Origin of the sequence: Pseudomonas sp. S49 (assembly GCF_009866785.1) — a bacterium.
Classification (GTDB): domain Bacteria; phylum Pseudomonadota; class Gammaproteobacteria; order Pseudomonadales; family Pseudomonadaceae; genus Aquipseudomonas.
This window is the reverse complement of the sequence record NZ_CP019432.1, coordinates 3,964,144-3,986,322: the sequence shown is the minus strand read 5'-3', so window position 1 is coordinate 3,986,322 and position 22,179 is coordinate 3,964,144. Positions and strand designations below refer to the sequence as shown.

Sequence of the window (22,179 nt, the reverse complement as noted above, 5' to 3'; positions counted from 1 at the left end):
CAAATGTGGGAGCGAGCCTGCTCGCGAAGAGGCCGGGTCAGGCACTAAAAACTTCAGGCCTGGCCGGGGACATTTGGCCAAAGATCCGAGACCAGAAACAACCGCTCCGCTTCTTCCCATTCCCCCCGGGCATTCTCGATCAGGCGCACCATCAACTGCGCCGGGGCCAGCGGTTCAAGATCATTCAGCCAGATACGTAAATGCTCCAAAGTCCAGGTCTGATCAGCCGGGTAATGCGCCGGTGCCAGCCAGGCATGCCGGGGCAGGGGTTGCCAGCGCCCGGCCGGGCGTTGCGCGACAAACGCCGGCCAATCCTTCTGATGCAACCAACTGCCGCGCAAATGCTGCGGATGTGCGCCGCTCGGTGATTCAGCCTGTCCCGGCCACGGGTACAACAAATAACCACCGAGCCACAGTTGCGCGCTGAACACCTCGATATCCAGCGCCGCCAGCACTTCGCGACTTTCCGGACGGGCCGAGATCGGCAACTGATGCTCGGCCAAGTGCGCTAGTTTGCGATCGAGCCGATCGTGGCAACCCGGCCCCAGCCACTGCGCCGGATCACGGCCGTCGCCATTCTGCGGGCCGAGGTAGAGCTTGATCGCCAGCTCCAGGTGATGCACGCCGTCGCGGTCACGCAACAACATGTCCAGTTCACCGAGGGTGTGGCCCTCGCGGCGGATCGGCAGATTGGCCGCGATCAGCTCAATACCCGGCGCATGCTCCACGGCAAACTGCCACAGCCGCTCGTAATACAGGCCTAGACGTCGCGTGCGTGCCTGCGACAGCCAATGCAGCAAGCCATAGCTGTCACGGTCGAGCTGACGCAACCAGTGTTCCAGGCGTTCGGGATCGTGCACCCAGTCGCTGCCCGCCAGCGGATGACGCTGCGGCCACGGTGTGGTGGCGAGCATCGGCGGGGCGAGGATCACCCACGCCAGATCGCGCACTTCCGGGTGGCGTAATTGGTGGGGCAACTGCAGCAAGTCGGGAAATAGGATCATCTTGCGAGCATAGCCGTAAACACGAGCGCACCCTTGAGGCTGAAAGGATTTTGTCTAACCGGCGCTTTCGCCCATAATCGGGTTTTTCGCGTTTTCGATTGTCCGCAGAGGTCCCATGGAGCAATTTCGTAATATCGGCATCATCGGTCGCCTGGGCAGTTCCCAGGTGCTGGATACCGTCCGCCGACTGAAACGGTTTCTGCTCGATCGTCACCTGCATGTGATCCTCGAAGACACCATCGCTGAAGTGCTGCCGGGCCACGGCCTGCAAACCTCGTCGCGCAAGATGCTCGGCGAAGTCTGCGACATGGTCATCGTCGTCGGCGGTGACGGCAGCCTGCTTGGCGCCGCGCGGGCGCTGGCCAAACACAATATTCCGGTGCTCGGTATCAACCGTGGCAGCCTCGGTTTCCTCACCGATATTCGCCCGGACGAGCTGGAAGTCGAAGTCGCCAAGGTGCTCGACGGCCACTATCTGGTGGAAAACCGCTTCCTGCTGCAAGCCGAAGTGCGCCGGCATGCCGAGGCCATCGGCCAGGGCGATGCGCTCAACGACGTGGTGCTGCACCCGGGCAAGTCGACGCGGATGATCGAGTTCGAGCTGTACATCGACGGCCAGTTCGTCTGCAGCCAGAAGGCCGACGGCCTGATCGTCGCCACGCCGACCGGTTCCACCGCGTACGCGCTGTCTGCCGGCGGGCCGATCATGCACCCCAAGCTTGATGCCATTGTGATCGTGCCGATGTACCCCCATATGTTGTCCAGTAGACCAATTGTGGTCGATGGCAACAGTGAGCTGAAAATCGTCGTGTCGAAAAACATGCAGATTTACCCGCAAGTCTCCTGCGATGGGCAGAACCATTTCACCTGCGCGCCGGGCGACACCATCACCGTCAGCAAGAAAGCGCAGAAGCTGCGCCTGATTCACCCACTCGATCACAACTACTACGAAGTCTGCCGCACCAAGCTCGGCTGGGGCAGCAAGCTGGGCGGTGGAGGCGACTGATGCTCGATCCCGCGCGCAGTTATGACCTGATTGGTGACGTGCACGGATGCGCCCTGACCCTCGAACACTTGCTGGACCGTCTCGGTTATCACAAGCAGGGCGGGGTCTGGCGGCATCCATCGCGCATGGCCGTGTTCGTCGGCGACATCATCGACCGAGGCCCGCGCATTCGCGAGGCGCTGCACATCGTCCACGACATGGTCGAGGCCGGTCAGGCCTTGTGCATCATGGGCAACCACGAATTCAACGCGCTGGGCTGGAGCACGCCCGCGCTACCGGGCAGCGGCAAGCAGTTCGTCCGCGAACACACGCCGCGCCATGCGCGTCTGCTGCACGAAACCCTGACCCAGTTCGAAGACCATCCCGGCGACTGGCACGATTTCCAACGCTGGTTCTATGAGCTGCCGCTGTTTGTCGACGCCGGGCGTTTCCGCGTCGTCCACGCCTGTTGGGATGCCGGCCTGATCGAACCGCTGCGCGCGCTGTTCCCCAATGGCTGTATCGATGAACACTTCCTGCAGGCCTCGGCGGTTCCGGACAGTTTCGCCTGTACCGTATTCGACCGCCTGTTGCGCGGCACTGACATGCGCCTGCCGGATGGTCTGACCATGACCAGCGGCGACGGTCTGGTTCGCTCGTTCTTCCGCACCAAGTTCTGGGAAGACGATCCGAAAACCTACGGCGATATCGTCTTTCAGCCTGATGCACTGCCAGACCCGGTGGCGCAGAAGCCGCTGACCTCCAGCGAAAAAAACAACCTGCTGCGCTACGGCGTCGACGAGCCGTTGCTGTTCGTCGGCCACTACTGGCGTAGCGGCAAACCGGCGCCGATCCGCCCGAATCTCGCGTGTCTGGATTACAGCGCGGTGCTCTACGGCAAACTGGTCGCCTATCGTCTGGATCAGGAAACACGTCTGGATCCGCATAAATTTGTCTGGGTCGATGTCGAGCGGCCGGAGGTGCTGCAATGAGTGCGGTAGCGGTATTGCGTCTGCCGTTGGCGGTGGACTTGAGTGGTTTCGTCAAGCTGCTGCAACGCATGCAGGTCCCGCATCGGGTCAGCGAAGAGGCCGGCGAACAAGTGCTGTGGGCACCGGCGGAAATCAGCGAAGACGTGCGCTCCTTGTACGAACGCTTCCCGGCGGGTGATCCCGATCAGCAAATGGACATCCCCGTCGCGCCAACCTTCAAGCGGCCGAGCTTCACCGAGCAACTGAAATACGCCAAGGCCACCGGGTTCATCCTGTTGCTGTGCCTGATCGTTGGCGGGCTGACGTACCTCGGTGAGAACCTGCAAACCCTGCGCTGGCTGACTTTCCTCGATTTTCAGGTAGTCGGCGAGTACATCCATTTCACACCATTGGCCGACAGTCTGGCGGCAGGGCAGTGGTGGCGTCTGGTCACGCCGATGCTGATCCACTTCGGCATCCTCCACCTGGCCATGAACGGCATGTGGTACTGGGAGCTGGGGCGGCGCATCGAGTCGCGCCAGGGCAGCATCAACCTGATCGGCCTGACGCTGCTGTTCAGCCTCGTTTCCAACTACGCGCAGTTTGTCTGGAGCGGCGCGACCTTGTTCGGTGGTCTGTCCGGCGTACTTTACGGCTTGCTCGGGCATTGCTGGATCTTCCAGCTGCTGTCGCCGAACCCGGCCTATCGTCTGCCGCGTGGTGTACTGGCAATGATGCTGATCTGGTTGTTGGTGTGCATGTCCGGGCTGATCTCGGTGATCGGCTTCGGCGAAATCGCCAACGCCGCGCATGTCAGCGGGTTACTCATCGGATGCTTCACCGGTTTGTTGGGCGGTTTGTATAACCGCCGTAAACTGGCCGCCTAAAATTTCAGTAGATAAAGAGCACGGAGACCCTGATGTCCTCTTTTAACGACATGATCAACAACATTACCCCGGACATCTACGAGAGCCTGAAACTGGCCGTGGAAATCGGCAAGTGGTCCGACGGCGGCAAACTCACCGCCGAGCAGCGCGAGCTGTCGTTGCAGGCGATGATCGCCTGGGAAATCCAGAACCTGCCGGAAGACCAGCGCACCGGTTACATGGGTCCGCAGGAATGTGCGTCGAAGTCGATCGAAGTGCCGAACATCCTGTTCAAATCGGATGCCATCCATTGATCGAGATTGGCCGCGGTGCAATCAGCAAAATGTCGGCGCGCCTGGACGGGCCGAACGTGCAATACGCGTTTCGTCTGGATGACGTCGAGGTGCCGGTCAACCCGTTGATCGGCACCACGGTGCGTCTGGAATACCTGGGGGCGATCCACTGCACCCATTGCGGGCGCAAGACCAAAACCAGTTTCAGTCAGGGTTACTGCTACCCGTGCATGACCAAACTGGCGCAGTGCGACCTGTGCATCATGAGCCCGGAGCGCTGCCACTATGACGCCGGCACCTGCCGCGACCCTGCGTGGGGCGAGCAGTTCTGCATGACCGATCACGTGGTTTACCTGTCCAATTCGTCGGGCATCAAGGTTGGCATTACTCGTGCTACGCAACTGCCGACTCGCTGGATTGATCAGGGCGCATGTCAGGCATTGCCGATCATGCGCGTTGCCACGCGGCAGCAATCGGGTTTCGTCGAAGATTTGTTCCGTAGCCAAGTGGCGGACAAAACCAACTGGCGCGCGTTGCTCAAGGGCGATGCGGCGGCGGTCGATCTGGCGCAGGTACGTGACCAGTTATTCGAAAGCTGCGCCGAAGGCCTGCAAGGTTTGCAGGAGCGATTCGGCCTGCAGGCGATTCAGACCATTGCCGATGTCGAACCGCTGGAAATCCGCTATCCGGTCGAGCAATACCCGGCCAAAATCGTCAGCTTCAACCTGGACAAGAACCCGATTGCCGAAGGCACGTTGTTGGGGATCAAGGGCCAGTACCTGATCTTCGATACCGGCGTGATCAATATTCGCAAGTACACGGCTTATCAGCTCGCCGTGCATCAATAAGGACTCCAGCATGCGCACCGAACAACCGAAGATGATTTACCTGAAGGACTATCAGGCGCCCGAGTACCTGATCGATGAAACTCACCTGACCTTCGAGTTGTTCGAGGATCACAGCCTGGTGCACGCGCAGTTGGTCATGCGCCGCAACCCGGCACGTGGCCCGGGCCTGCCGCCGCTGGTGCTCGATGGTCAGCAGCTGGAGTTGCTCTCGGTGACCCTGGCCGATAAAGAGCTTGGCGCTGCTGACTATCAATTGTCCGAGAATCATCTGACCCTGCAGCCGACCGCCGAAACCTTCACGGTCGACACCAGCGTCAAGATCCACCCGGAAACCAACACCGCACTGGAAGGCCTGTACAAATCCGGCACGATGTTCTGCACCCAGTGCGAGGCCGAAGGTTTCCGCAAGATCACCTATTACCTCGACCGCCCGGACGTGATGAGCAAGTTCACCACCACCGTGGTCGCCGAACAGCACAGCTATCCGGTGCTGCTCTCCAACGGCAACCCGATCGCCTCGGGCCCGGGCGAAGACGGCCGGCACTGGGCAACCTGGGAAGACCCGTTCATGAAACCGGCGTACCTGTTCGCGCTGGTGGCCGGTGATTTGTGGTGCGTTGAAGACAGCTTCACCACCATGACCGACCGCAACGTCGCATTGCGCATCTACGTCGAACCGGAAAACATCGACAAGTGCCAGCATGCGATGACCAGCCTGAAGAAATCGATGCGCTGGGACGAAGAGGTTTACGGTCGCGAGTACGATCTGGACATCTTCATGATCGTCGCCGTCAACGACTTCAACATGGGCGCGATGGAGAACAAGGGCCTCAACATCTTCAACTCCAGCGCCGTACTGGCCCGCGCCGAAACCGCGACCGACGCCGCGCATCAGCGCGTTGAAGCGATCGTCGCTCACGAATACTTCCACAACTGGTCGGGCAACCGCGTGACCTGCCGCGACTGGTTCCAGCTGTCGCTGAAGGAAGGCTTCACCGTGTTCCGTGATTCCGGCTTCTCGGCCGACATGAACTCGGCCACGGTCAAGCGCATTCAGGACGTGGCTTATCTGCGCACCCATCAGTTCGCTGAAGATGCCGGCCCGATGGCTCACGCCGTGCGCCCGGACAGCTTCATCGAGATTTCCAACTTCTACACCCTGACCGTTTATGAAAAGGGCTCGGAAGTGGTCGGCATGATCCATACCTTGCTCGGCGCTGAAGGTTTCCGTAAGGGCAGCGATCTGTACTTCGAGCGCCATGACGGCCAAGCGGTGACGTGCGACGACTTCATCAAGGCCATGGAAGATGCCAACGGCGTCGACCTGAGCCAGTTCAAGCGCTGGTACAGCCAGGCCGGCACACCGCGTCTGGCGGTGAGCGAGTCTTACGACGCTGCCGCGAAAACCTACAGCCTGACCTTCCGCCAGAGCTGCCCGGAAACCCCGGACAAAGTTGAAAAACTGCCGTTCGTGATCCCGGTCGAACTCGGCCTGCTCGACAGCAAAGGCAACGAGATTGCCCTGCGTCTGAGCGGTGAAGCGTCGGCGCAAGGCACTACTCGCGTGATCTCGGTGACTGAAGCCGAGCAGACCTTCACTTTCGTTGACATCGCTGAACAGCCACTGCCATCGCTGCTGCGCGGCTTCTCGGCGCCGGTGAAACTGAGCTTCCCGTACAACCGCGATCAACTGATGTTCCTGATGCAGCACGACAGCGACGGTTTCAACCGCTGGGATGCCGGTCAGCAACTGTCGGTACAGGTCCTGCAAGAGCTGATTGGCCAGCAGCAGAAGGGCGAGAGCCTGAAGCTTGATCCGCGTCTGGTCTCGGCACTGCGTACGGTGCTGTCGGACGAATCGCTGGATCAGGCGATGGTCGCGGAAATGCTCTCGCTGCCGGGTGAGGCGTACCTCACTGAAATCAGCGAAGTGGCTGATGTGGATGCGATCCATATCGCCCGTGAGTTCGCGCGCAAGCAATTGGCCGAAGGGTTGTTCGAGGCACTGTGGCTGCGTTATCAGGCCAACCGTGACCTGTCGAAGCAAACGCCGTACGTCGCCGAAGCCGAGCATTTCGCCCGTCGCGCGCTGCAGAACATTGCGCTGTCGTACCTGATGCTCAGCGGCAAGCCGGAAGTACTGGCGGCGGCGCTGGAGCAATTCGAAAGCGCCGACAACATGACCGAGCGCCTGACGGCGCTGGCGGTGTTGGTGAACTCGCCATTTGAAGAGCAGAAAGCGTTGGCGCTGGCCAGTTTCGCCGAGCACTTCAAGGACAATCCTCTGGTCATGGATCAGTGGTTCAGCGTGCAGGCCGGCAGCACTTTGCCAGGCGGTCTGGAGCGCGTGAAAGCGTTGATGCAGCACCCGGCGTTCAACATCAAGAACCCGAACAAGGTGCGTGCGCTGGTCGGCGCGTTTGCCGGGCAGAACCTGATCAACTTCCACGCGGCGGATGGCTCCGGCTATCGCTTCCTCGCGGACCTGGTGATCGAGCTGAACGGCTTCAACCCGCAGATCGCTTCTCGCCAATTGGCGCCGCTGACTCGCTGGCGCAAATATGACGATGCGCGTCAGGCGTTGATGAAAGGCGAGCTGGAGCGGATTCGGGCGTCGGGGCAGTTGTCGAGTGATGTGTATGAGGTGGTGAGCAAGAGTCTGGCTTGATGGTGGATTGGAGTCGGTGTTCCAGCTGTGGACTGGCCCTCACCCTAACCCTCTCCCAGTGGGAGAGGGGACTGACCGAGGTGTCTTTGCGCTATACGCCGACCTGAAAGTCCGAGTCGAACTCAGGATCTGAAAAGCCCCTCACCCTAACCCTCTCCCAGTGGGAGAGGGGACTGACCGAGGTGTCTTTGCGCTATACGCCGACCTGAAAGTCCGAGTCGAACTCAGGATCTGAAAAGCCCCTCACCCTAACCCTCTCCCAGTGGGAGAGGGGACTGACTGAGGTGTCTTTGCGCTATACGCCGACCTGAAAGTCCGGAGTCGAACTCAGGACTTGAAAAGCACGAAGATCGGCTCCCTTTCCCCTCGCCCCCTTGGGGGAGAGGGCTGGGGTGAGGGGGTAAGATTTATGCATCAACACAACTCCCCAAGCCGTACGCACAAAAAAACGCCGCATTAATCAATGCGGCGTTTTTATTGACTAAAAGTTACTTCAGGTCGAAACGGTCGAGGTTGGTGACCTTCGTCCACGCCGCAACAAAGTCCTTAACGAACTGCTCCTTCGCATCCGAACTGGCATACACCTCAGCCAACGCCCGCAGTTGCGCGTTGGAACCAAACACCAGATCAACCCGCGTCGCCGTCCACTTCACGCTGCCGGTTTTACGGTCGCGCCCCTCGAACTCATCCGCATCTCTCGAAGTTGGTTTCCACTCCACGCCCATGTCCAGCAGGTTGGTGAAGAAGTCATTGGTCAGCGCCTCGGTCTGCGAAGTGAACACGCCATGCCGGCTCTGCCCGACGTTGGTGTTCAACACCCGCAAACCACCCAGCAGCACAGTCATTTCCGGCGCCGTGAGAGTCAGCAGTTGTGCCTTGTCGATCAGCAGCGCCTCGGCCGACACGGTGTATTTGCCTTTGCTGTAGTTGCGGAAACCATCGGCAATCGGTTCAAGGAAGCCAAACGAGTCAACATCCGTTTGCTCTTGCGAGGCGTCCGTACGCCCCGGATTGAACGGCACGGAGACGGAGTGCCCGGCGTTTTTCGCTGCTTGCTCAATCCCGGCATTGCCCGCCAACACGATCAGGTCTGCCAACGAGACTTTTTTGCCAGCGCCGCCGCCATTGAACTCGCCCTGAATGCCCTCGAGGGTTTGCAGCACTTTGGCCAGTTGCTCGGGCTGGTTGGCCTGCCAGAACTTCTGCGGCGCCAGACGCAGGCGACCGCCGTTGGCGCCGCCGCGTTTGTCTGAACCGCGGAACGTCGAGAGTGCCGCCCAGGCGGTGGAGACCAGTTGCGACACCGACAAACCCGAGGCAAGCACTTTGCTTTTCAGCGCAGCCGCGTCGCTGTCGTCGATCAACGGGTGTGTGACATCAGGAATCGGGTCCTGCCACAGCAGCTCTTCGTTCGGCAGTTCCGGGCCGAGGTAGCGCGACAACGGGCCCATGTCGCGGTGGATCAGTTTGTACCAGGCGCGGGCGAAGGCGTCGGCCAGTTGATCCGGGTTGGCGAGGAAGCGCCGCGAGATCTGCTCGTAAGCCGGGTCGAAACGCAGCGCCAGGTCGGAGGTGAGCATGGTCGGCGAAAGCTTTTTGCTCGGATCATGGGCATGCGGAACGGTTCCGGCACCAGCGCCGTTCTTCGGAATCCACTGATGCGCACCCGCAGGACTTTTGCTCAGCTCCCACTCGAAACCGAACAGGTTTTCCAGGTAGTTGTTGCTCCACTTCGTCGGTGTGGTCGTCCAGGTCACCTCCAGACCGCTGGTGATGGTGTCGCCACCCTTGCCGGTGCCGAACGCGTTGCGCCAGCCGAGGCCCTGTTCTTCGAGGCCGGCCGCTTCCGGTTCCGGCCCGACGTTATCGGCAGGGCCGGCGCCGTGGGTTTTACCGAAGGCGTGACCGCCGGCGATCAACGCCACGGTTTCTTCATCGTTCATGGCCATGCGGCCAAAGGTTTCGCGGATATCGTGGGCTGAAGCGACCGGGTCAGGATTACCTTCCGGGCCTTCAGGGTTGACGTAGATCAGGCCCATTTGCACCGCTGCGAGCGGGTTTTCCAGATTGCGTTCGCCCTGATCGGTGCGGCTCTCTTCTTTGCCGTGCAGATCCGGCTCAGCCACCAGCGTGCCGTCACCGGGCTCCTGCATGGCGGACTTGTCTTTGCCATAGCGGCTGTCGCCACCCAGCCATTCGTGCTCGGACCCCCAGTAGACGTCCTCATCCGGCTCCCACACATCGGGGCGGCCACCGGAGAAACCGAAGGTCTTGAAGCCCATGGATTCCAGCGCGACGTTACCGGTCAGAACGATCAGGTCGGCCCAGGAAATATTGCGTCCATATTTCTGTTTGATCGGCCACAGCAGGCGGCGGGCCTTGTCGAGACTGACGTTGTCCGGCCAGCTGTTCAGCGGCGCAAAACGTTGCTGACCGGAGCCGGCGCCACCACGGCCATCGGCGGTGCGATAGGTGCCGGCGCTGTGCCAGGCCATGCGGATGAAGAGGGGGCCGTAGTGGCCAAAGTCGGCCGGCCACCAGTCCTGGGAGTCGGTCATCAGCGCATTGAGGTCTTGTTTCAGGGCTTGAAAGTCGAGGCTCTTGAAGGCTTTGGCGTAGTCGAAGTCCTTGCCCAACGGATCGGACTTGGGCGAGTGCTGACTCAGGATTTTCAGGTTGAGTTGATTCGGCCACCAGTCACGGTTCGTCGTACCACCACCGGCGGCGTGGTTGAACGGGCATTTCGATTCGTTTGCCATGTTCGGGTCCTTATCAGGTCTGCTACGGCCGGCTCGTGCCGACTTCGGACTAGTAAGGCTAGACCCGACTTGGAGAGTCAGCTAATAGGCCGACTATTGGAGGCTGATAGGCAAAGTCTTTCAGCGTTTTTCGGAGCACTTCACGGATCAGCCGATAGCGGCTGCCTGCTTGAAACAGGCGTTTTTGAGCCTCTGCAAAAAAACAAAAAGTGAAAATCGGGATGACAGGAAGAAATGTTATTGTATAACATAAAATTCGTTTCATTCTGTTTCTACCAGCGTTAAAGCAAAACGCTGGCAGCGATTCTCACTTTTCAGCGCATGGAAATTCTGCAATGCCTGCCCGTTCTAAACCCTTGCAACGACGCCTCAATCCGTTGGCCGCCGCGCTGCTTTTTGCATCCCCGGTGTTCGCCGCTGAAACCCTCGAACTGCAACCGCAAGTCATCACCGGCAATCCGCTCGGCAGCCAGACACTCGCTTCGCCCTCGACCGTTCTCAGCGGCGACGACCTCACCTTCCAACAGAAGGGCAGCCTCGGTGAAACCCTGAACAAGCAACCCGGCGTGTCCTCGTCGTACTTCGGGCCTGGGGCGAGCCGGCCGATCATTCGCGGTCAGGACGGTGATCGCATCCGTATCTTGCGCAATGGCGTCGGCGCGCTGGACGCCTCGTCGCTGTCTTATGACCATGCCGTGCCGCTGGACCCGGTCAACGTCGAGCGCGTGGAAATCGTCCGTGGTCCGGCAGCGCTGCTGTACGGCGGCAGTGCCATTGGCGGGGTGGTCAACACCTTCGATAACCGCATTCCGACCGAGGCTATCGACGGCATCCATGGCGCCGGTGAGTTGCGCTACGGCGGTGCCGACACCACGCGTAGCAGCGCCGGCAAACTCGAGGCCGGTAACGGACAATTCGCCCTGCACCTGGACGCCAGCGCCCGCGAGTTCAATGATCTGAAAATCCCTGGTTACGCGAAAACCGCTGGCGAACGCGCAAACGACGACGGTGACTCGAAAAAGCATCGACTGGCCAACAGCGATGGTCGCCAGGACGGCGGCGCGGTCGGCGGGTCGTATACCTGGGATGACGGATACGCTGGCCTGTCCTACAGCAACTACGACTCCAACTACGGTTCGCCCGCTGAACAAGACGTGCGCATCCGCATGCAACAGGAGCACTACGCCTTCGCCTCGGAGATCCGCAATCTCGATGGGCCATTCAGTTCGATCAAGCTGGATGCGGGCTACACCGATTACGAACACCGCGAAATCGAAGGTGGCGAGGTCGGCACGACGTTCAAGAACAAAGGTTACGAGGCGCGGGGCGAGGCTCGGCACCAGCCGTTGGGGCCGTTCAACGGTGTAATCGGTGCGCAGGTCAGCCGCAACGAGTTCTCGGCACTCGGCGAAGAAGCATTCGTGCCGCAGACCGATACCGATGCCGCTGCGCTGTTCATTCTGGAAGAGTGGCAAGCCACCGCCCGACTGCTGTTCACCCTCGGCGGACGCCTTGAGCACACCACGGTCGACCCGGACGCCAAGGGTAACGAGCGCTTCGCCAACGCCGATCGATCCAGCAGTTTCACCGCTGGCAGTCTGTCGTCCGGTGCGGTGTACACGCTGACGCCGATCTGGTCGGTGGCCGCGACGCTGGGCTACACCGAACGTGCGCCGACATTTTATGAGCTGTACGCCAACGGAGCTCACGTCGCGACCGGCACTTATGAAGTCGGCGATGCCGGGCTGTCGAAAGAAAAAGCCGTGTCCAGTGACCTTGCGCTGCGCTTCGACAATGGTACGCACAAGGGCAGTGTCGGTGTGTTTTACAGCCACTTCTCCAACTACATCGGCTTGCTCGGCACGGGCCGAACGCTGAATGACGAGGGCGAAGAGGACGCCGACGGCATCCCTGAATACACCTACTCCGGCGTGCGGGCGCGCTTCAGCGGCATTGAAGCCCAAGACCACTGGAAACTCGGCGAAGGCGCCTACGGCAAGTTTGCCTTGGAGTTGTCCGGCGATTACACCCGAGCGAAGAACCTCGACACCGGCGAAGACTTGCCACGCATCGCGCCGCTGCGGTTGAACACCGGGCTGCTGTGGGAGCTGGACAAGTGGCAGGCACGCATCGATGTCGAACACGCCAGTTCACAACATCGCGTGCCGGACAATGAAAGCAGCACTGACGGCTACACCACACTGGGCGCCAATGTCGGGTATCACTTCGATGTCGGTCAGAGCCAATGGCTGGCCTTCGTCAATGCCGAGAACCTGACCAATCAAACCGTGCGTTATGCCAGTTCGATCCTGCGCGACATTGCGCCGGCAGAAGGGCGCAGCATTCAGGTCGGCTTGCGCACGACGTTCTGATAATCACTGAAGGCTGCGATCTTTTGATCTCTATTTTAAAAGCAATAGATCGCAGTCTTCGGCAGCTCCGACACGGGCGTGATCAGGTGGATTGAGCGGTGTCATCCTCCGGCACGTCGTCAAGAATGTCCTCTTGCCCCGGCAATTCAGTGATCACACTGAAGTCCGTCACTTCAACTGCGCCCAATCCATACCCCAGCAAATGGAAAGAAAACGCTTTGCGCTCTTGCGGGTTGTCGAAGCTGAAGTTCATTTCCAGTGGTTGGTCGGCGGTTGCGACCATCTCCTGCGGCAGACCGATCTGCACGTCCTGTTCAAACTCCTTGGCCTTGAGCTGAATGTACGCTGCCTGTTGCGGATCGACTGAACGTACGGTCAGACGCACGCGGGTGTGCGAGCCTTTGGGCATTTCCAGGTACTGCGCGCCGATCAGGTTGTCGGCCCAGTCATCCTTGATCTGCGCTTGCAGCGGGATGACGTTGGTGCTGCCGAACTGATAGCGATGATTGAGCGGCGTGCGCAGCAGTGACAGGTCCAGCGCATTGGCGCGAGCAGCGATATGCCGGGCCGGGTGGCCGCTGTAGTTGCCTTTGTACGTGGCGCTTTCGGCAATGAAACCGGCGCTTTCGTAGTAGCGGCAGCGGCGCGGCATGTCGCACTCGGAAAAGATCCCCTGACCGTTGTGATAACGCAGCTTGCCGTTGGTGAACGACATGATTTCGCGGCCGCTGTCATAGTCGCGAAACAGCGAACGACCGCTTAGCGCGGAAGGCACCGGCAGGTCGAAGTAGTCGAGGATCGAGGTGCTCAGATCGACGTGACCGTAGACGCCTTTGTTCAGTCGCGGCAGCTGTTCATGCTCCGGCGCCAGGGTCAGATTGAAGCCCCACGACGAGGCCAGTCGCACGCCGTCGATGCCGTGGGATTCGTCCGAGGTGATCACCACCAGCGTGTCTTTCAGAACGCCCTGACGCTCGAGGCCGCTGAGGAACTGTTGCAGCGCATCGTCGAGATAACCGACAGCGGCCTGTTTCGGCGTTTCGTAGCGCTCCAGATATTCCTCGGGCGCGGAGTAGGGCTGATGGGTGCCGACGGTCAGCAATGTCAGCATCCACGGCTTTTTCTGCTTTTTCAGTTGGCCGACGTAATCGAGCGCGCCCTCGAAGAAGGCCTTGTCATCCTTGCCCCACGGGAACTCCAGATAGTTGCTGTTGCTGAACCACTCCAGGCCATGAGTCGCATCGAAACCGATGTGCGGCATGATCTTGTCTTTGGCCATGAAGCGCAGGCCGGCACCTTGCAGATAGTGCGTGCTGAAGCCGTGCTCACGCAGTTGCGCCGGCAGGCAGGCCTGATTGCGCTCGTTGAGGGTGAGCATCTCCACGCCTTTGGGCGTGCCGTTGTTGAGCTTGTCGTAATCGCCGCAGAGCATGGAGTACAAACCGCGAATGGTCTGGTGCGTATGCAGCACGTAATCCGGGGTGTTCATGCCGCGCTCGGCCCAGCGGCTGAGGTTGGGCATCAGGTCTTCCTGATAATGACTGCCGATGGCTTCGCGGTTGGCGCGAATGTAGGCACCGGGAATACCTTCCAGCGCGATGATCAGCACGTTGCGCGCCTGCCCCGGCGCGGCCAGCAGTTGCTGCCCGTTGAGGTCGACGTCGGTGAGACCGGCCATGGCTGGAGCGGGTTCTTCGACATCGCCGTCCAGCCATTCCTCGGCCTGAATCTGCAGATCGGCGACTTCGGTGGCCAGCAACTGGTGCGGCAGGTTGTACTGGCGCCACGGATCCGCTTCGCTCGGCCACAGGTTTTGCGCGCCCCAGTGCGCGGCGAACAGTACCAGCGGCGCACCCCAGACCGCTCGGGGCAGGGGCGGACGCGGCATGCCACGGCCGGCAAATTGGGTCAGCAGCCAGAACCCCAGAGCCAGCAGCAAAGTGATGCCCAGCGCCGGGTGCGCCAGCCCGCCACCCGTGGAGTTCTCCACGAACTGCGGATCGATCAGATAATGAATATCCGAAGGCGTCGGCAGACGCCCGACGGCGCTGACCAGTTCAGCGGTCGCCACGGCCAGCAAGCCCCAGAACACCAGCACCGGCAAGGCCAGCCACCACGCCCGGCGATGCAGCAAAACCACCAACAGACTGCCGATAGCCAGATCCGACACATAGCCCAGCGGCGTTGACCAGCCCAGTGCCGCACGCAGGCACACCGGCACAATCAGCACGAGAAAGATCAACGAAAAGAGGCGGGCATGCGGCTGCCGCAACCGGTTAAAAAGAGCGCTCACAAAAAAGACCTTCCAGCCATTAAATCGTCATAAAAGTGTGCGCGATGATACCAAGGGTGGGCTGTCTGATCGCCCTTTTAAACGCTCAACTGATGCGCCGGTGCGCGAGCTTTCAAAGGTGATGTCGCGTCTGCAGCCCTGACCGGCCCTCGGGTCAAACGGCAATCGGCGATATTGCCACCGACGGATTTATTGTTTCAGGCTGTTTAAGCCACCAAACCATCACCGGTATCCAATGGAGGAGTTGCGCAACGCTGCGATCTTTTCAAACCTCAGAATCAAAAGCCCGCCGCCTCGGTTCGCTCAACAACCCGTGCTATCGATATGCGATAAAGATATTTAATTTATGTTTTTTATATCTATAAAGTCAGGCCTTTCAGCAAACCACCCCATGCTGCGAGGTTGTCATGGCCACACCGTTCAAACGTTCCGCACTGACTCTGTTGGCCGCTTCTCTCGCGGCGAGTGCCTTGTTCAGCACCGGCGCTCAGGCCGAAGGCAAGATCAGCATCGCCCAGCAATTCGGTATCGGTTACCTGATTCTCGATGTAGTGCGCGATCAGAACCTCATCGAAAAACACGGCAAGGAGCAGGGCCTCGATATCAAGGTCGACTGGAACAGCATTTCCGGTGCCACGGCGATGAACGAAGCGCTGCTCACCGGATCGCTCGACGTGGTGTCTGCCGGTGTACCGCCAATGCTCACGGTGTGGGACCGCACCAAAGGCAAACAGAACGTCAAAGCCATTGCCGCGCTGGGTTCGATGCCCAACTATTTGCTGACCAACAATCCGAACATCAAGACGCTCAAGGACTTCACCGACAAGGACCGCATTGCCGTGCCGGCCGCCGGTGTCGGCTTCCAGTCACGCACCTTGCAGATCGAAACCGCCAAGGAGTTCGGTGACGCGCAATACAAGAAATTCGACGACATCTCAGTCAGCCTGCCGCACCCTGATGCAACGGCCGCGCTGATTGCCGGCGGCTCGGAAATCAACTCGCACTTCTCCAGCCCACCGTTCCAGTATCAGGCTCTGCAGAATCCCAACGTGCACAAAGTGTTGAGTTCCTACGACGTGCTCGGCGGCCAGGCGACGTTCAACGTGCTCTACACCACAGAAAAATTCCACGACGAAAACCCGAAGACCTACAAGGCGTTCTACGACGCTTTGGCTGAGGCTGAGAAAATCATCAAGGCCGACAAACCGGCGGCGGCTCAGGCGTACATTCGTGTCGAACAGTCGAAGTTGCCGCTGGCTCTGGTCGAGCAAATCGTCAAGGACCCGGAAATCGATTTCACCGTGGTGCCGCAGCGCACCTTTATTTATGCCGAGAAATTGCAGGAACTGGGCGTGCTGAAGAACAAGGCCGACAGCTGGAAGGATTACTTCTTTGAAGAGGCGCATGGTGGGGCCGGTAGCTGAAGAACCCGGCCCGGTGCAGGGGATTTCCGGAACTCAACCGGCAGGCTCGATCAGTCGCGTAATAGGGTGATCGTGCCCCTCGACGTGCCATTTCACCCACAACCGATTGCGCCCGTCGGAACTTTTATCTGGCTCGACGGACAGCCAGTTACGACTGGCAATCAGGCAATTTCCGTCGTATCCAATGGCTTGCATCTCGGCAGTAAGGTCGGTGTCGATCTTTTCCCGGGTACCGGTGATTGTTTCCAGGCTTCTGATCGTCAGCACAGGCAGAGGAGGATGGACGATGCCGGTTGAAATCAGCTGATGGATGACTTCTGCACCATTGTCGATATGCCGGGGGTTGGCCGAACGAATGACGCTGGCGGCCGCTACATGCACATCCCCGGAGACAATGGTGACTTTGCACTTCGCCAACTTGGCGAAATCGAGCAATCCATTGATCAGTTGCTTACGCTCGTTTTTGTGCGGCTGATGGCGCCAATGGTCCCGGAAATCATCCTCCGGCCCGATCTCCCCCGGAATCCATCCGATCAGGGCCTCAAGCAGCGCAAGGTTGACGAACGATACCGGAACGCTGGAGATGAACAGCAGGTGTGAAGGTTTGCTGGCCGTCAGGCTTTTGATCCAGGTAAACATCTGCGAGATGCTTTTTTGCGACATGATTTGCGTGGGCTGTTTGAGCTGGCCGTTTCTGCCTTTGATGTCGGGCGCACGTTCAGACCTGAGGTCGGGAACGACAATGGCGAGGCCACCGAGGCCTTCAAAAGCGAAGGTATGCCCTTGACGAGTAATCGCTCCCGGGCGGCTCTCGGTTTCGTCAACCTGTAATTGGTAGAGACGAAAATAATAACTGGCAATGCGGAACAGCCCCTGGTGTACGGGACTTTCATGCAGGGCCTGGGGATAGGATCCCCAACCGTCGATGATGTCGTGATCGTCCCACATCATCAGGGTCGGAACGCTACTGAGCATGTTCAGTATCTGAGGTCTGGCCCAGTATCGCGGATAAACACTGGCGAAAAACTCGTCTGCCTGAATCTCCATTTCGTCAGTCCACAGAGTGTCATCGCGATTCCAGGAGAACTGTTTGTACCATTCATTCAAGGGGCCTTGAGTCTGTAACAGTTCATCGCTGTAAATCTGATCGCCTCCCATGACCAACAGATGGTACTCGGCTTGTTTGTGGGTCTGCGCGAGATGACTCCAGCGTTCGGCATAGCGATCTGCCAGCGAATTCAGGTATTTGACGTCCGACACACCGTTGCACGAGGTGTAAGCGATGCGGGGAGCCTGATCCAGAGGCGGGACGTGAAATGAGCCCGACACATCTCCCAAGTCATAGTCGATCTTCAACTGCGTTTTACTTTGCTGGATCTGCATGTCCAGTCGCCAGACGGCCATGCGCGGTTTGATCAAAGGAATCCGGGCAATCCGTTTGATCGTCGGATTGTGTGCCTGCGCGACCTGCGTAGTGGGTGCCGGTGCGTTGAGGTCTTGCACCAGCAGGGCAGATACACAGTATTTCTGATTCTGAATACCGCGAAAGCTCAAAACCGGGCCAAAGGGACTCATGTTGTCGTCCTCGCTGACAATAGAAAAACGGATGCCACGCAATGCCGTGGTGTCACCGAGCGTAGTCCGTTTTTGCAAGTAGCGAGGACGCGAGGGGAGCGTTTCAGTTCATGCCATCATCAAAAATGCTTTCGATTGATAACTCGAACGCCCGGGCAATCTGAAAGGCCAGTGGCAGACTCGGGTCGTAGCGTTCGTTTTCTATAGCGTTAATCGTCTGACGCGATACGCTCAGGCGTTCAGCCAGATCGACCTGCGACCATTTGCGCTCGGCGCGCAATTCCTTGAGGCGGTTTTTCATTGGTAGCGGCGCCGCGCAATGTGCAGGCCGACAATCCACATCAGCCCCATCACCGGCCACACACACGTCCACGGAATATGTGGGGCGCCAACGTTTTCCAGAAAACCGTAGCTGAAGGTCAACAATGCCGAGGCGGCGAAGGCAAATCCCAATGCTTCGAACTGGATGCGCAGATGCATTTCGTCCATGCGCCGCATGTTGCGCACGATGGCCCAGCACATCAGTCCCGCCGGAATGACCGGCGTCAGTGCGACGGCCGAGCGCAGCACGATGGGGGCGTCCATCAGGTATTGCGAGGCAATCAATGAGGCTGTCAGTACCAGCATGTAGATGATTAATGCTGCGCCCAATTCGAGGTAGTAGCGGTTCATTCTTTACTTCCTATGTAAAAGACCCTTTACATGGTCGCCGAAGATTTGTTCGATGTAAAGCACGCTTTCCATCATGGCTGGTAGCCTCGAACAGACTCATGCCGGAGGATTTCGTGTAGGTCTGCAGCTTTGGGGCACACTTTCTGGACAGCGTAATAGCCACTCAGTAGCATTCGAGCCCAACGGATTATCCCTTCGCACGTCGTCCGACGTGCAACGCTCAAGGAGTCGGCATGCGCGACACCCCCATCGACCAAAAACGAACGGTCGTGACCCAGGTCAACGGCGAGATTCACTATGAAGCCCAGATCAGTTTCAGCTCCATGTCGCTTGTCGATGGCGAAATTCGGGTGCATCGTGCTCAGGGCAATGAGCTAGACATTCCGGTGCCCGGGGCGGACTTCGCGCTGCGCTTTGATCTGGACGGGGTGCATAGAATGCCGGTGACGCAGCAGGCCGCGGTTGAACCGGTTGAATCGCTGCCTGCCGATGACAGTCTGAAGTTGTTCAACTCGAAAACCGTGTGGATCACACTGGCGCTGTGGTTTTTCGTCAGTTCGGTGTTCGGTTGGCTGGGGATTGTGGTGGCGGGCGGATATTTCGCTTACCACTGGCGTCAGGTGGCACAACGCAAGGAACAGTTGGCCAAGGCGCCCATAGATAAAACCGTGACCCGTTCCGGCTCGGGGATGTCACGGGAAAGCGTACGCAAGGCATTGGCCCGCAGGCGTTAATACTGCGCAGATCAAATACAAAAAAGGGGCGGCCTGATCATCGATCAGGCTGCCCCTTTTTATTGCCGCTCAGTGAGATCAGTGCATTTTGCTGTGATCGTGACCTTCCATGTTGGTCAGCGCACGAACCGGTGCCTTCACTTCGATGGTCTCTTTTTTGCCTTTGGCGTTTTCCACGGTCAGGGTCAGCGGTACGCTTTCGCCTTCCTTCAACTGACCGGTCAGGCCCATCAGCATCACGTGGTAGCCGTTCGGATCAAGCTTGACGGCTTTGCCGGCCGGCAGCTCGACGAACTTCACCGGGCCCATGCTCATGACGTCGTTCTTCATGGTCATTTCGTGGATCTGCACGTCTTTGGCTGCTGGCGTCGCGACGCTGAGCAACTTGCTGTCGCTGTCGGCGGTCAGGGTCATGAACGCGCCGCTGGCGGACTGGGTCGGCACGGTGGCACGGACCCAGGCATCGTCGACTTTGGTCGCTGCGGTCGCCTGGAATGCCAGACCCAGCAGAGACAGACCGATGACAGCGCGTTTGAGGTGGTTCAGAACAGGTTGCATCAGCAAACCTCCATAACAGTAAGCAAATCTTCCGTGCATTGTTCTGCCGAAAGCGAGGTGGACAGACCCAGGCGCAAGCCGCCGTTGGAGTCGTAAACGTAACTGGTGGCAGTGTGCGAGATGGTGTAGGTGTCGCCGGCCGGGACTTTCTCGTAGAACACGTCGAATTCCTTGGCCGTGGCCGCGGTTTCCTCAAGCGTGCCGTACAGCGCAACGAAGGTCGGGTCGAAGGCTTTCATGTAGGCGTCGAGGATTTCCGGCGTGTCGCGCTCGGGATCGAGGCTGATGAAAATCACCTGCAAACGGTCGCCATCAGCGCCCATCAGCTTCTTGATTTTGGCCGCGCGGGCGAGGGTGGTCGGGCAGACTGCCGGGCACTGGGTGAAGCCGAAAAACACCATCGGCATCATGCCGCGAAAGCTCGACAGCGTCATGGTTTCGCCGTCGGTGTTCTTCAGTTTGAAGGTACGTCCCATGATCTTGTTACTCAGATCCTTGCCGTACTTGTACGACAATTGGCCACGGGTGTCGCAGCCGGCGAGCAGGCCGAGCCCGAGCACGCCCATTCCCGCAAGCACCTTGCGGCGAGTCAACAAAGCCGTCATCTAATACCGCCTTTTGCAGCCCGTCAGTCAGCAGGACTGGCAGGGGGTTAACCGTAAAAGCGGCGCATGATACCAAACTGAGGGCAGAGGCCGGCCACGGATTGCCGCACGGTGCAGGATCGAGCGACAAAAGGTGTAAGAAAAAGTGACGACGGACTCACTGCACCCGCGAATCCTCAACGCTCCAGCCGCCGCCCAGCGCGGTGTACAGATTGACCTCGGCGACCAGTTGCGCGAGGCGATCGGTGATCAGACCCTGTTGCGAACTGAACAGCGATCGCTGCGCATCGAGGAACGTCAGGCTACTGTCGACACCGTTCTGATAACGGTTCTGCGCCAGGTTGTAATAGGTCTGCGTGGCCTGGACCAGATTGCGCTGCGCCTGCAATTGCTGCTGATACGTGCTGCGTGCGGCGAGACCATCGGCAACTTCCTGAAACGCGGTTTGAATCGATTTTTCGTATTCAGCCACCGCGACGTCTTTCTGCAACTTCGAATAATCCAGGCTCGCGCGCAGGCTGCCGGCGTTGAAGATCGGCAGGCTGATCTGCGGCTGAAAGGTCCACGCGCCCGAGCCCGCGCCGAACAGTCCGGACAGGTCACGACTGGAGGTGCCGGCATTCGCCGTCAGGCTGACACTGGGGAAAAATGCCGCCCGCGCCGCGCCGATGTTGGCGTTGGCGGCTTTGAGTTTGTATTCGGCCTGGAGAATGTCCGGGCGCCGTTGCAGCAGATCCGAAGGCAGCCCGGCGGGCAGTTGTTGCACCAGATCGCTGGCCAGCGGACGGCCGGGCAGGGCCTCGGGCACTGGCGCGCCGACCAGCAACGTCAGGCTGTTCAAGTCCTGCGCGACCTGCCGCTGGTAGCGCGCCAGATTGGCCCGTGAGCTGTCGACGCTGGTCTGCGCCTGGGCCTGCTCCAGCGCCGACGACTTGCCAGCCTCGCGGTTGCGCGTGGTCAGGTGCAGGCTCTGCTCATCGGCGGCGAGGGTGTCGCGGGTCAGTTCCAGCAGTTCCTGATCGGCGCGCCAGGTCAGGTAGGCGTTGGCGACGTTGGCCACCAGACTCAACTGCGCACTGCGCCGCGCCTGTTCGGTGGCCAGCCACGTTTGCAACGCCTGTTCGCTGAGGCTGCGCACGCGACCGAAGAAGTCCAGTTCATAGGCGCTGATGCCGAGGTTGGCCGAGTACGTCGAGTTGATCAGCGCTTTACCCTGGGTCACGCTCGGCGGCATCCGCTGGCGTAACTCGTTGGCGTTGGCGGACACCGCCGGGAGCAGGTCGGCGCGCTGAATGCGGTATTGCGCCTGAAAGGCTTCGACGTTGAGAGCCGCCACGCGCAGGTCGCGGTTGTTGACCAAGGCGCTTTCAATCAGCTGTTGCAGCGCCGGGTCGGTGAACAGCGTGCGCCAGTCCTCGTTGCTCGTGGCCGCTTGCGTTGCTGTCGGATACTGCGCGGCACTGGGTGAAACGGGCCGCTGATATTCGGGAATCAATGAACAACCGCCCATCAGCACCGCGATGGACAGCAGGGAAAGTCGCAACGTCAACAT

The 22,179-nt window shown here is 59.6% G+C and carries 18 protein-coding genes; 9 read left to right on the top strand and 9 right to left on the bottom strand.

Features of this window, described 5'->3' with window-relative positions; all coding sequences use genetic code 11:
- Positions 1 to 53: 53 nt before the first annotated feature.
- Positions 54 to 1,004 (bottom strand): DUF1853 family protein, encoded by a 951-nt coding sequence (locus PspS49_RS17430; protein WP_160040731.1) that lies wholly within the window; start codon positions 1,002 to 1,004, stop codon positions 54 to 56.
- A gap of 115 nt (positions 1,005 to 1,119) precedes the next feature.
- Between PspS49_RS17430 and PspS49_RS17425 the strand changes: the two genes are divergently transcribed.
- Genes PspS49_RS17425 through pepN form a run of 6 tightly spaced genes read left to right on the top strand, consistent with a single transcriptional unit; the run spans position 1,120 to position 7,635 of the window.
- Positions 1,120 to 2,010 carry an NAD(+) kinase gene (locus PspS49_RS17425; protein ID WP_003224174.1) on the top strand — a complete coding sequence of 297 codons (891 nt, stop codon included), beginning with the start codon at positions 1,120 to 1,122 and terminating at the stop codon, positions 2,008 to 2,010.
- Positions 2,010 to 2,981 carry a metallophosphoesterase gene (locus PspS49_RS17420; protein WP_007919225.1) on the top strand — a complete coding sequence of 324 codons (972 nt, stop codon included), beginning with the start codon at positions 2,010 to 2,012 and terminating at the stop codon, positions 2,979 to 2,981. Before PspS49_RS17425 ends, PspS49_RS17420 begins: the two co-directional genes overlap by 1 nt.
- Entirely contained in the window at positions 2,978 to 3,847 is an 870-nt protein-coding gene (locus PspS49_RS17415; protein ID WP_150750902.1) for a rhomboid family intramembrane serine protease, read from the top strand. The genes PspS49_RS17420 and PspS49_RS17415 overlap by 4 nt, the downstream gene beginning before the upstream one ends.
- A 32-nt stretch (positions 3,848 to 3,879) precedes the next feature.
- The gene (locus PspS49_RS17410) at positions 3,880 to 4,140 is read left to right on the top strand and encodes a DUF1315 family protein (protein WP_007919229.1); all 261 of its coding nucleotides are present in this window, start codon (positions 3,880 to 3,882) and stop codon (positions 4,138 to 4,140) included.
- Positions 4,137 to 4,967 (top strand): DUF2797 domain-containing protein, encoded by an 831-nt coding sequence (locus PspS49_RS17405; protein WP_160040729.1) that lies wholly within the window; start codon positions 4,137 to 4,139, stop codon positions 4,965 to 4,967. The genes PspS49_RS17410 and PspS49_RS17405 overlap by 4 nt, the downstream gene beginning before the upstream one ends.
- A gap of 10 nt (positions 4,968 to 4,977) precedes the next feature.
- The gene (gene pepN / locus PspS49_RS17400) at positions 4,978 to 7,635 is read left to right on the top strand and encodes an aminopeptidase N (protein ID WP_160040727.1); all 2,658 of its coding nucleotides are present in this window, start codon (positions 4,978 to 4,980) and stop codon (positions 7,633 to 7,635) included.
- Positions 7,636 to 8,123: 488 nt separating this feature from the next.
- Here the strand turns inward: pepN and katG are convergent, their stop codons facing one another.
- Positions 8,124 to 10,394 carry a catalase/peroxidase HPI gene (katG, locus tag PspS49_RS17395; RefSeq protein WP_160040725.1) on the bottom strand — a complete coding sequence of 757 codons (2,271 nt, stop codon included), beginning with the start codon at positions 10,392 to 10,394 and terminating at the stop codon, positions 8,124 to 8,126.
- Between the two features lie 335 nt (positions 10,395 to 10,729).
- Here katG and PspS49_RS17390 point away from each other — a divergent pair, with 335 nt between their 5' ends.
- Positions 10,730 to 12,766: a TonB-dependent receptor gene (locus PspS49_RS17390; protein ID WP_160040723.1), complete on the top strand. Its 2,037-nt coding sequence runs from the start codon at positions 10,730 to 10,732 to the stop codon at positions 12,764 to 12,766.
- Between the two features lie 82 nt (positions 12,767 to 12,848).
- On the opposite strand, the gene PspS49_RS17385 is transcribed toward PspS49_RS17390, so the two are convergent.
- Positions 12,849 to 15,059 (bottom strand): LTA synthase family protein, encoded by a 2,211-nt coding sequence (locus PspS49_RS17385; protein ID WP_160040721.1) that lies wholly within the window; start codon positions 15,057 to 15,059, stop codon positions 12,849 to 12,851.
- Between the two features lie 407 nt (positions 15,060 to 15,466).
- Here PspS49_RS17385 and PspS49_RS17380 point away from each other — a divergent pair, with 407 nt between their 5' ends.
- Complete coding sequence (locus tag PspS49_RS17380) at positions 15,467 to 16,483, top strand: ABC transporter substrate-binding protein (protein ID WP_127928543.1); 1,017 nt, start codon at positions 15,467 to 15,469, stop codon at positions 16,481 to 16,483.
- Between the two features lie 33 nt (positions 16,484 to 16,516).
- Here the strand turns inward: PspS49_RS17380 and PspS49_RS17375 are convergent, their stop codons facing one another.
- The 3 genes from PspS49_RS17375 to PspS49_RS17365 form a co-directional block, all read right to left on the bottom strand.
- Complete coding sequence (locus PspS49_RS17375) at positions 16,517 to 18,058, bottom strand: alkaline phosphatase D family protein (RefSeq protein ID WP_160040719.1); 1,542 nt, start codon at positions 18,056 to 18,058, stop codon at positions 16,517 to 16,519.
- Between the two features lie 103 nt (positions 18,059 to 18,161).
- The gene (locus tag PspS49_RS17370) at positions 18,162 to 18,359 is read right to left on the bottom strand and encodes a helix-turn-helix transcriptional regulator (protein WP_093430734.1); all 198 of its coding nucleotides are present in this window, start codon (positions 18,357 to 18,359) and stop codon (positions 18,162 to 18,164) included.
- Complete coding sequence (locus PspS49_RS17365; RefSeq protein WP_127928539.1) at positions 18,356 to 18,730, bottom strand: hypothetical protein; 375 nt, start codon at positions 18,728 to 18,730, stop codon at positions 18,356 to 18,358. The genes PspS49_RS17370 and PspS49_RS17365 overlap by 4 nt, the downstream gene beginning before the upstream one ends.
- 233 nt (positions 18,731 to 18,963) lie before the next feature.
- Between PspS49_RS17365 and PspS49_RS17360 the strand changes: the two genes are divergently transcribed.
- A complete protein-coding gene (locus PspS49_RS17360; RefSeq protein ID WP_160040717.1) occupies positions 18,964 to 19,464 on the top strand; it encodes a hypothetical protein in 501 nt (166 codons plus the stop codon).
- Positions 19,465 to 19,542: 78 nt separating this feature from the next.
- On the opposite strand, the gene PspS49_RS17355 is transcribed toward PspS49_RS17360, so the two are convergent.
- From PspS49_RS17355 to PspS49_RS17345, 3 genes are all read right to left on the bottom strand, one after another.
- Positions 19,543 to 20,022, bottom strand: coding sequence for a copper chaperone PCu(A)C (locus tag PspS49_RS17355; protein ID WP_160040715.1), 480 nt, complete (start codon positions 20,020 to 20,022; stop codon positions 19,543 to 19,545).
- A complete protein-coding gene (locus PspS49_RS17350) occupies positions 20,022 to 20,627 on the bottom strand; it encodes an SCO family protein (protein ID WP_008079652.1) in 606 nt (201 codons plus the stop codon). Before PspS49_RS17350 ends, PspS49_RS17355 begins: the two co-directional genes overlap by 1 nt.
- A gap of 157 nt (positions 20,628 to 20,784) precedes the next feature.
- Positions 20,785 to 22,179, bottom strand: coding sequence for an efflux transporter outer membrane subunit (locus PspS49_RS17345; protein WP_160040713.1), 1,395 nt, complete (start codon positions 22,177 to 22,179; stop codon positions 20,785 to 20,787).

Coding starts and splice junctions, on each gene's coding strand:
- PspS49_RS17425 (WP_003224174.1), top strand. CDS start 1,120: ATGGAGCAATTTCGTAATATCGGCATCATCGGTCGCCTGGGCAGTTCC.
- PspS49_RS17415 (WP_150750902.1), top strand. CDS start 2,978: ATGAGTGCGGTAGCGGTATTGCGTCTGCCGTTGGCGGTGGACTTGAGT.
- PspS49_RS17380 (WP_127928543.1), top strand. CDS start 15,467: ATGGCCACACCGTTCAAACGTTCCGCACTGACTCTGTTGGCCGCTTCT.
- katG (WP_160040725.1), bottom strand. CDS start 10,394: ATGGCAAACGAATCGAAATGCCCGTTCAACCACGCCGCCGGTGGTGGT.
- PspS49_RS17390 (WP_160040723.1), top strand. CDS start 10,730: ATGCCTGCCCGTTCTAAACCCTTGCAACGACGCCTCAATCCGTTGGCC.
- PspS49_RS17375 (WP_160040719.1), bottom strand. CDS start 18,058: ATGAGTCCCTTTGGCCCGGTTTTGAGCTTTCGCGGTATTCAGAATCAG.
- PspS49_RS17420 (WP_007919225.1), top strand. CDS start 2,010: ATGCTCGATCCCGCGCGCAGTTATGACCTGATTGGTGACGTGCACGGA.
- pepN (WP_160040727.1), top strand. CDS start 4,978: ATGCGCACCGAACAACCGAAGATGATTTACCTGAAGGACTATCAGGCG.
- PspS49_RS17350 (WP_008079652.1), bottom strand. CDS start 20,627: ATGACGGCTTTGTTGACTCGCCGCAAGGTGCTTGCGGGAATGGGCGTG.
- PspS49_RS17370 (WP_093430734.1), bottom strand. CDS start 18,359: ATGAAAAACCGCCTCAAGGAATTGCGCGCCGAGCGCAAATGGTCGCAG.
- PspS49_RS17410 (WP_007919229.1), top strand. CDS start 3,880: ATGTCCTCTTTTAACGACATGATCAACAACATTACCCCGGACATCTAC.
- PspS49_RS17355 (WP_160040715.1), bottom strand. CDS start 20,022: ATGCAACCTGTTCTGAACCACCTCAAACGCGCTGTCATCGGTCTGTCT.
- PspS49_RS17430 (WP_160040731.1), bottom strand. CDS start 1,004: ATGATCCTATTTCCCGACTTGCTGCAGTTGCCCCACCAATTACGCCAC.
- PspS49_RS17345 (WP_160040713.1), bottom strand. CDS start 22,179: ATGTTGACGTTGCGACTTTCCCTGCTGTCCATCGCGGTGCTGATGGGC.
- PspS49_RS17360 (WP_160040717.1), top strand. CDS start 18,964: ATGCGCGACACCCCCATCGACCAAAAACGAACGGTCGTGACCCAGGTC.
- PspS49_RS17365 (WP_127928539.1), bottom strand. CDS start 18,730: ATGAACCGCTACTACCTCGAATTGGGCGCAGCATTAATCATCTACATG.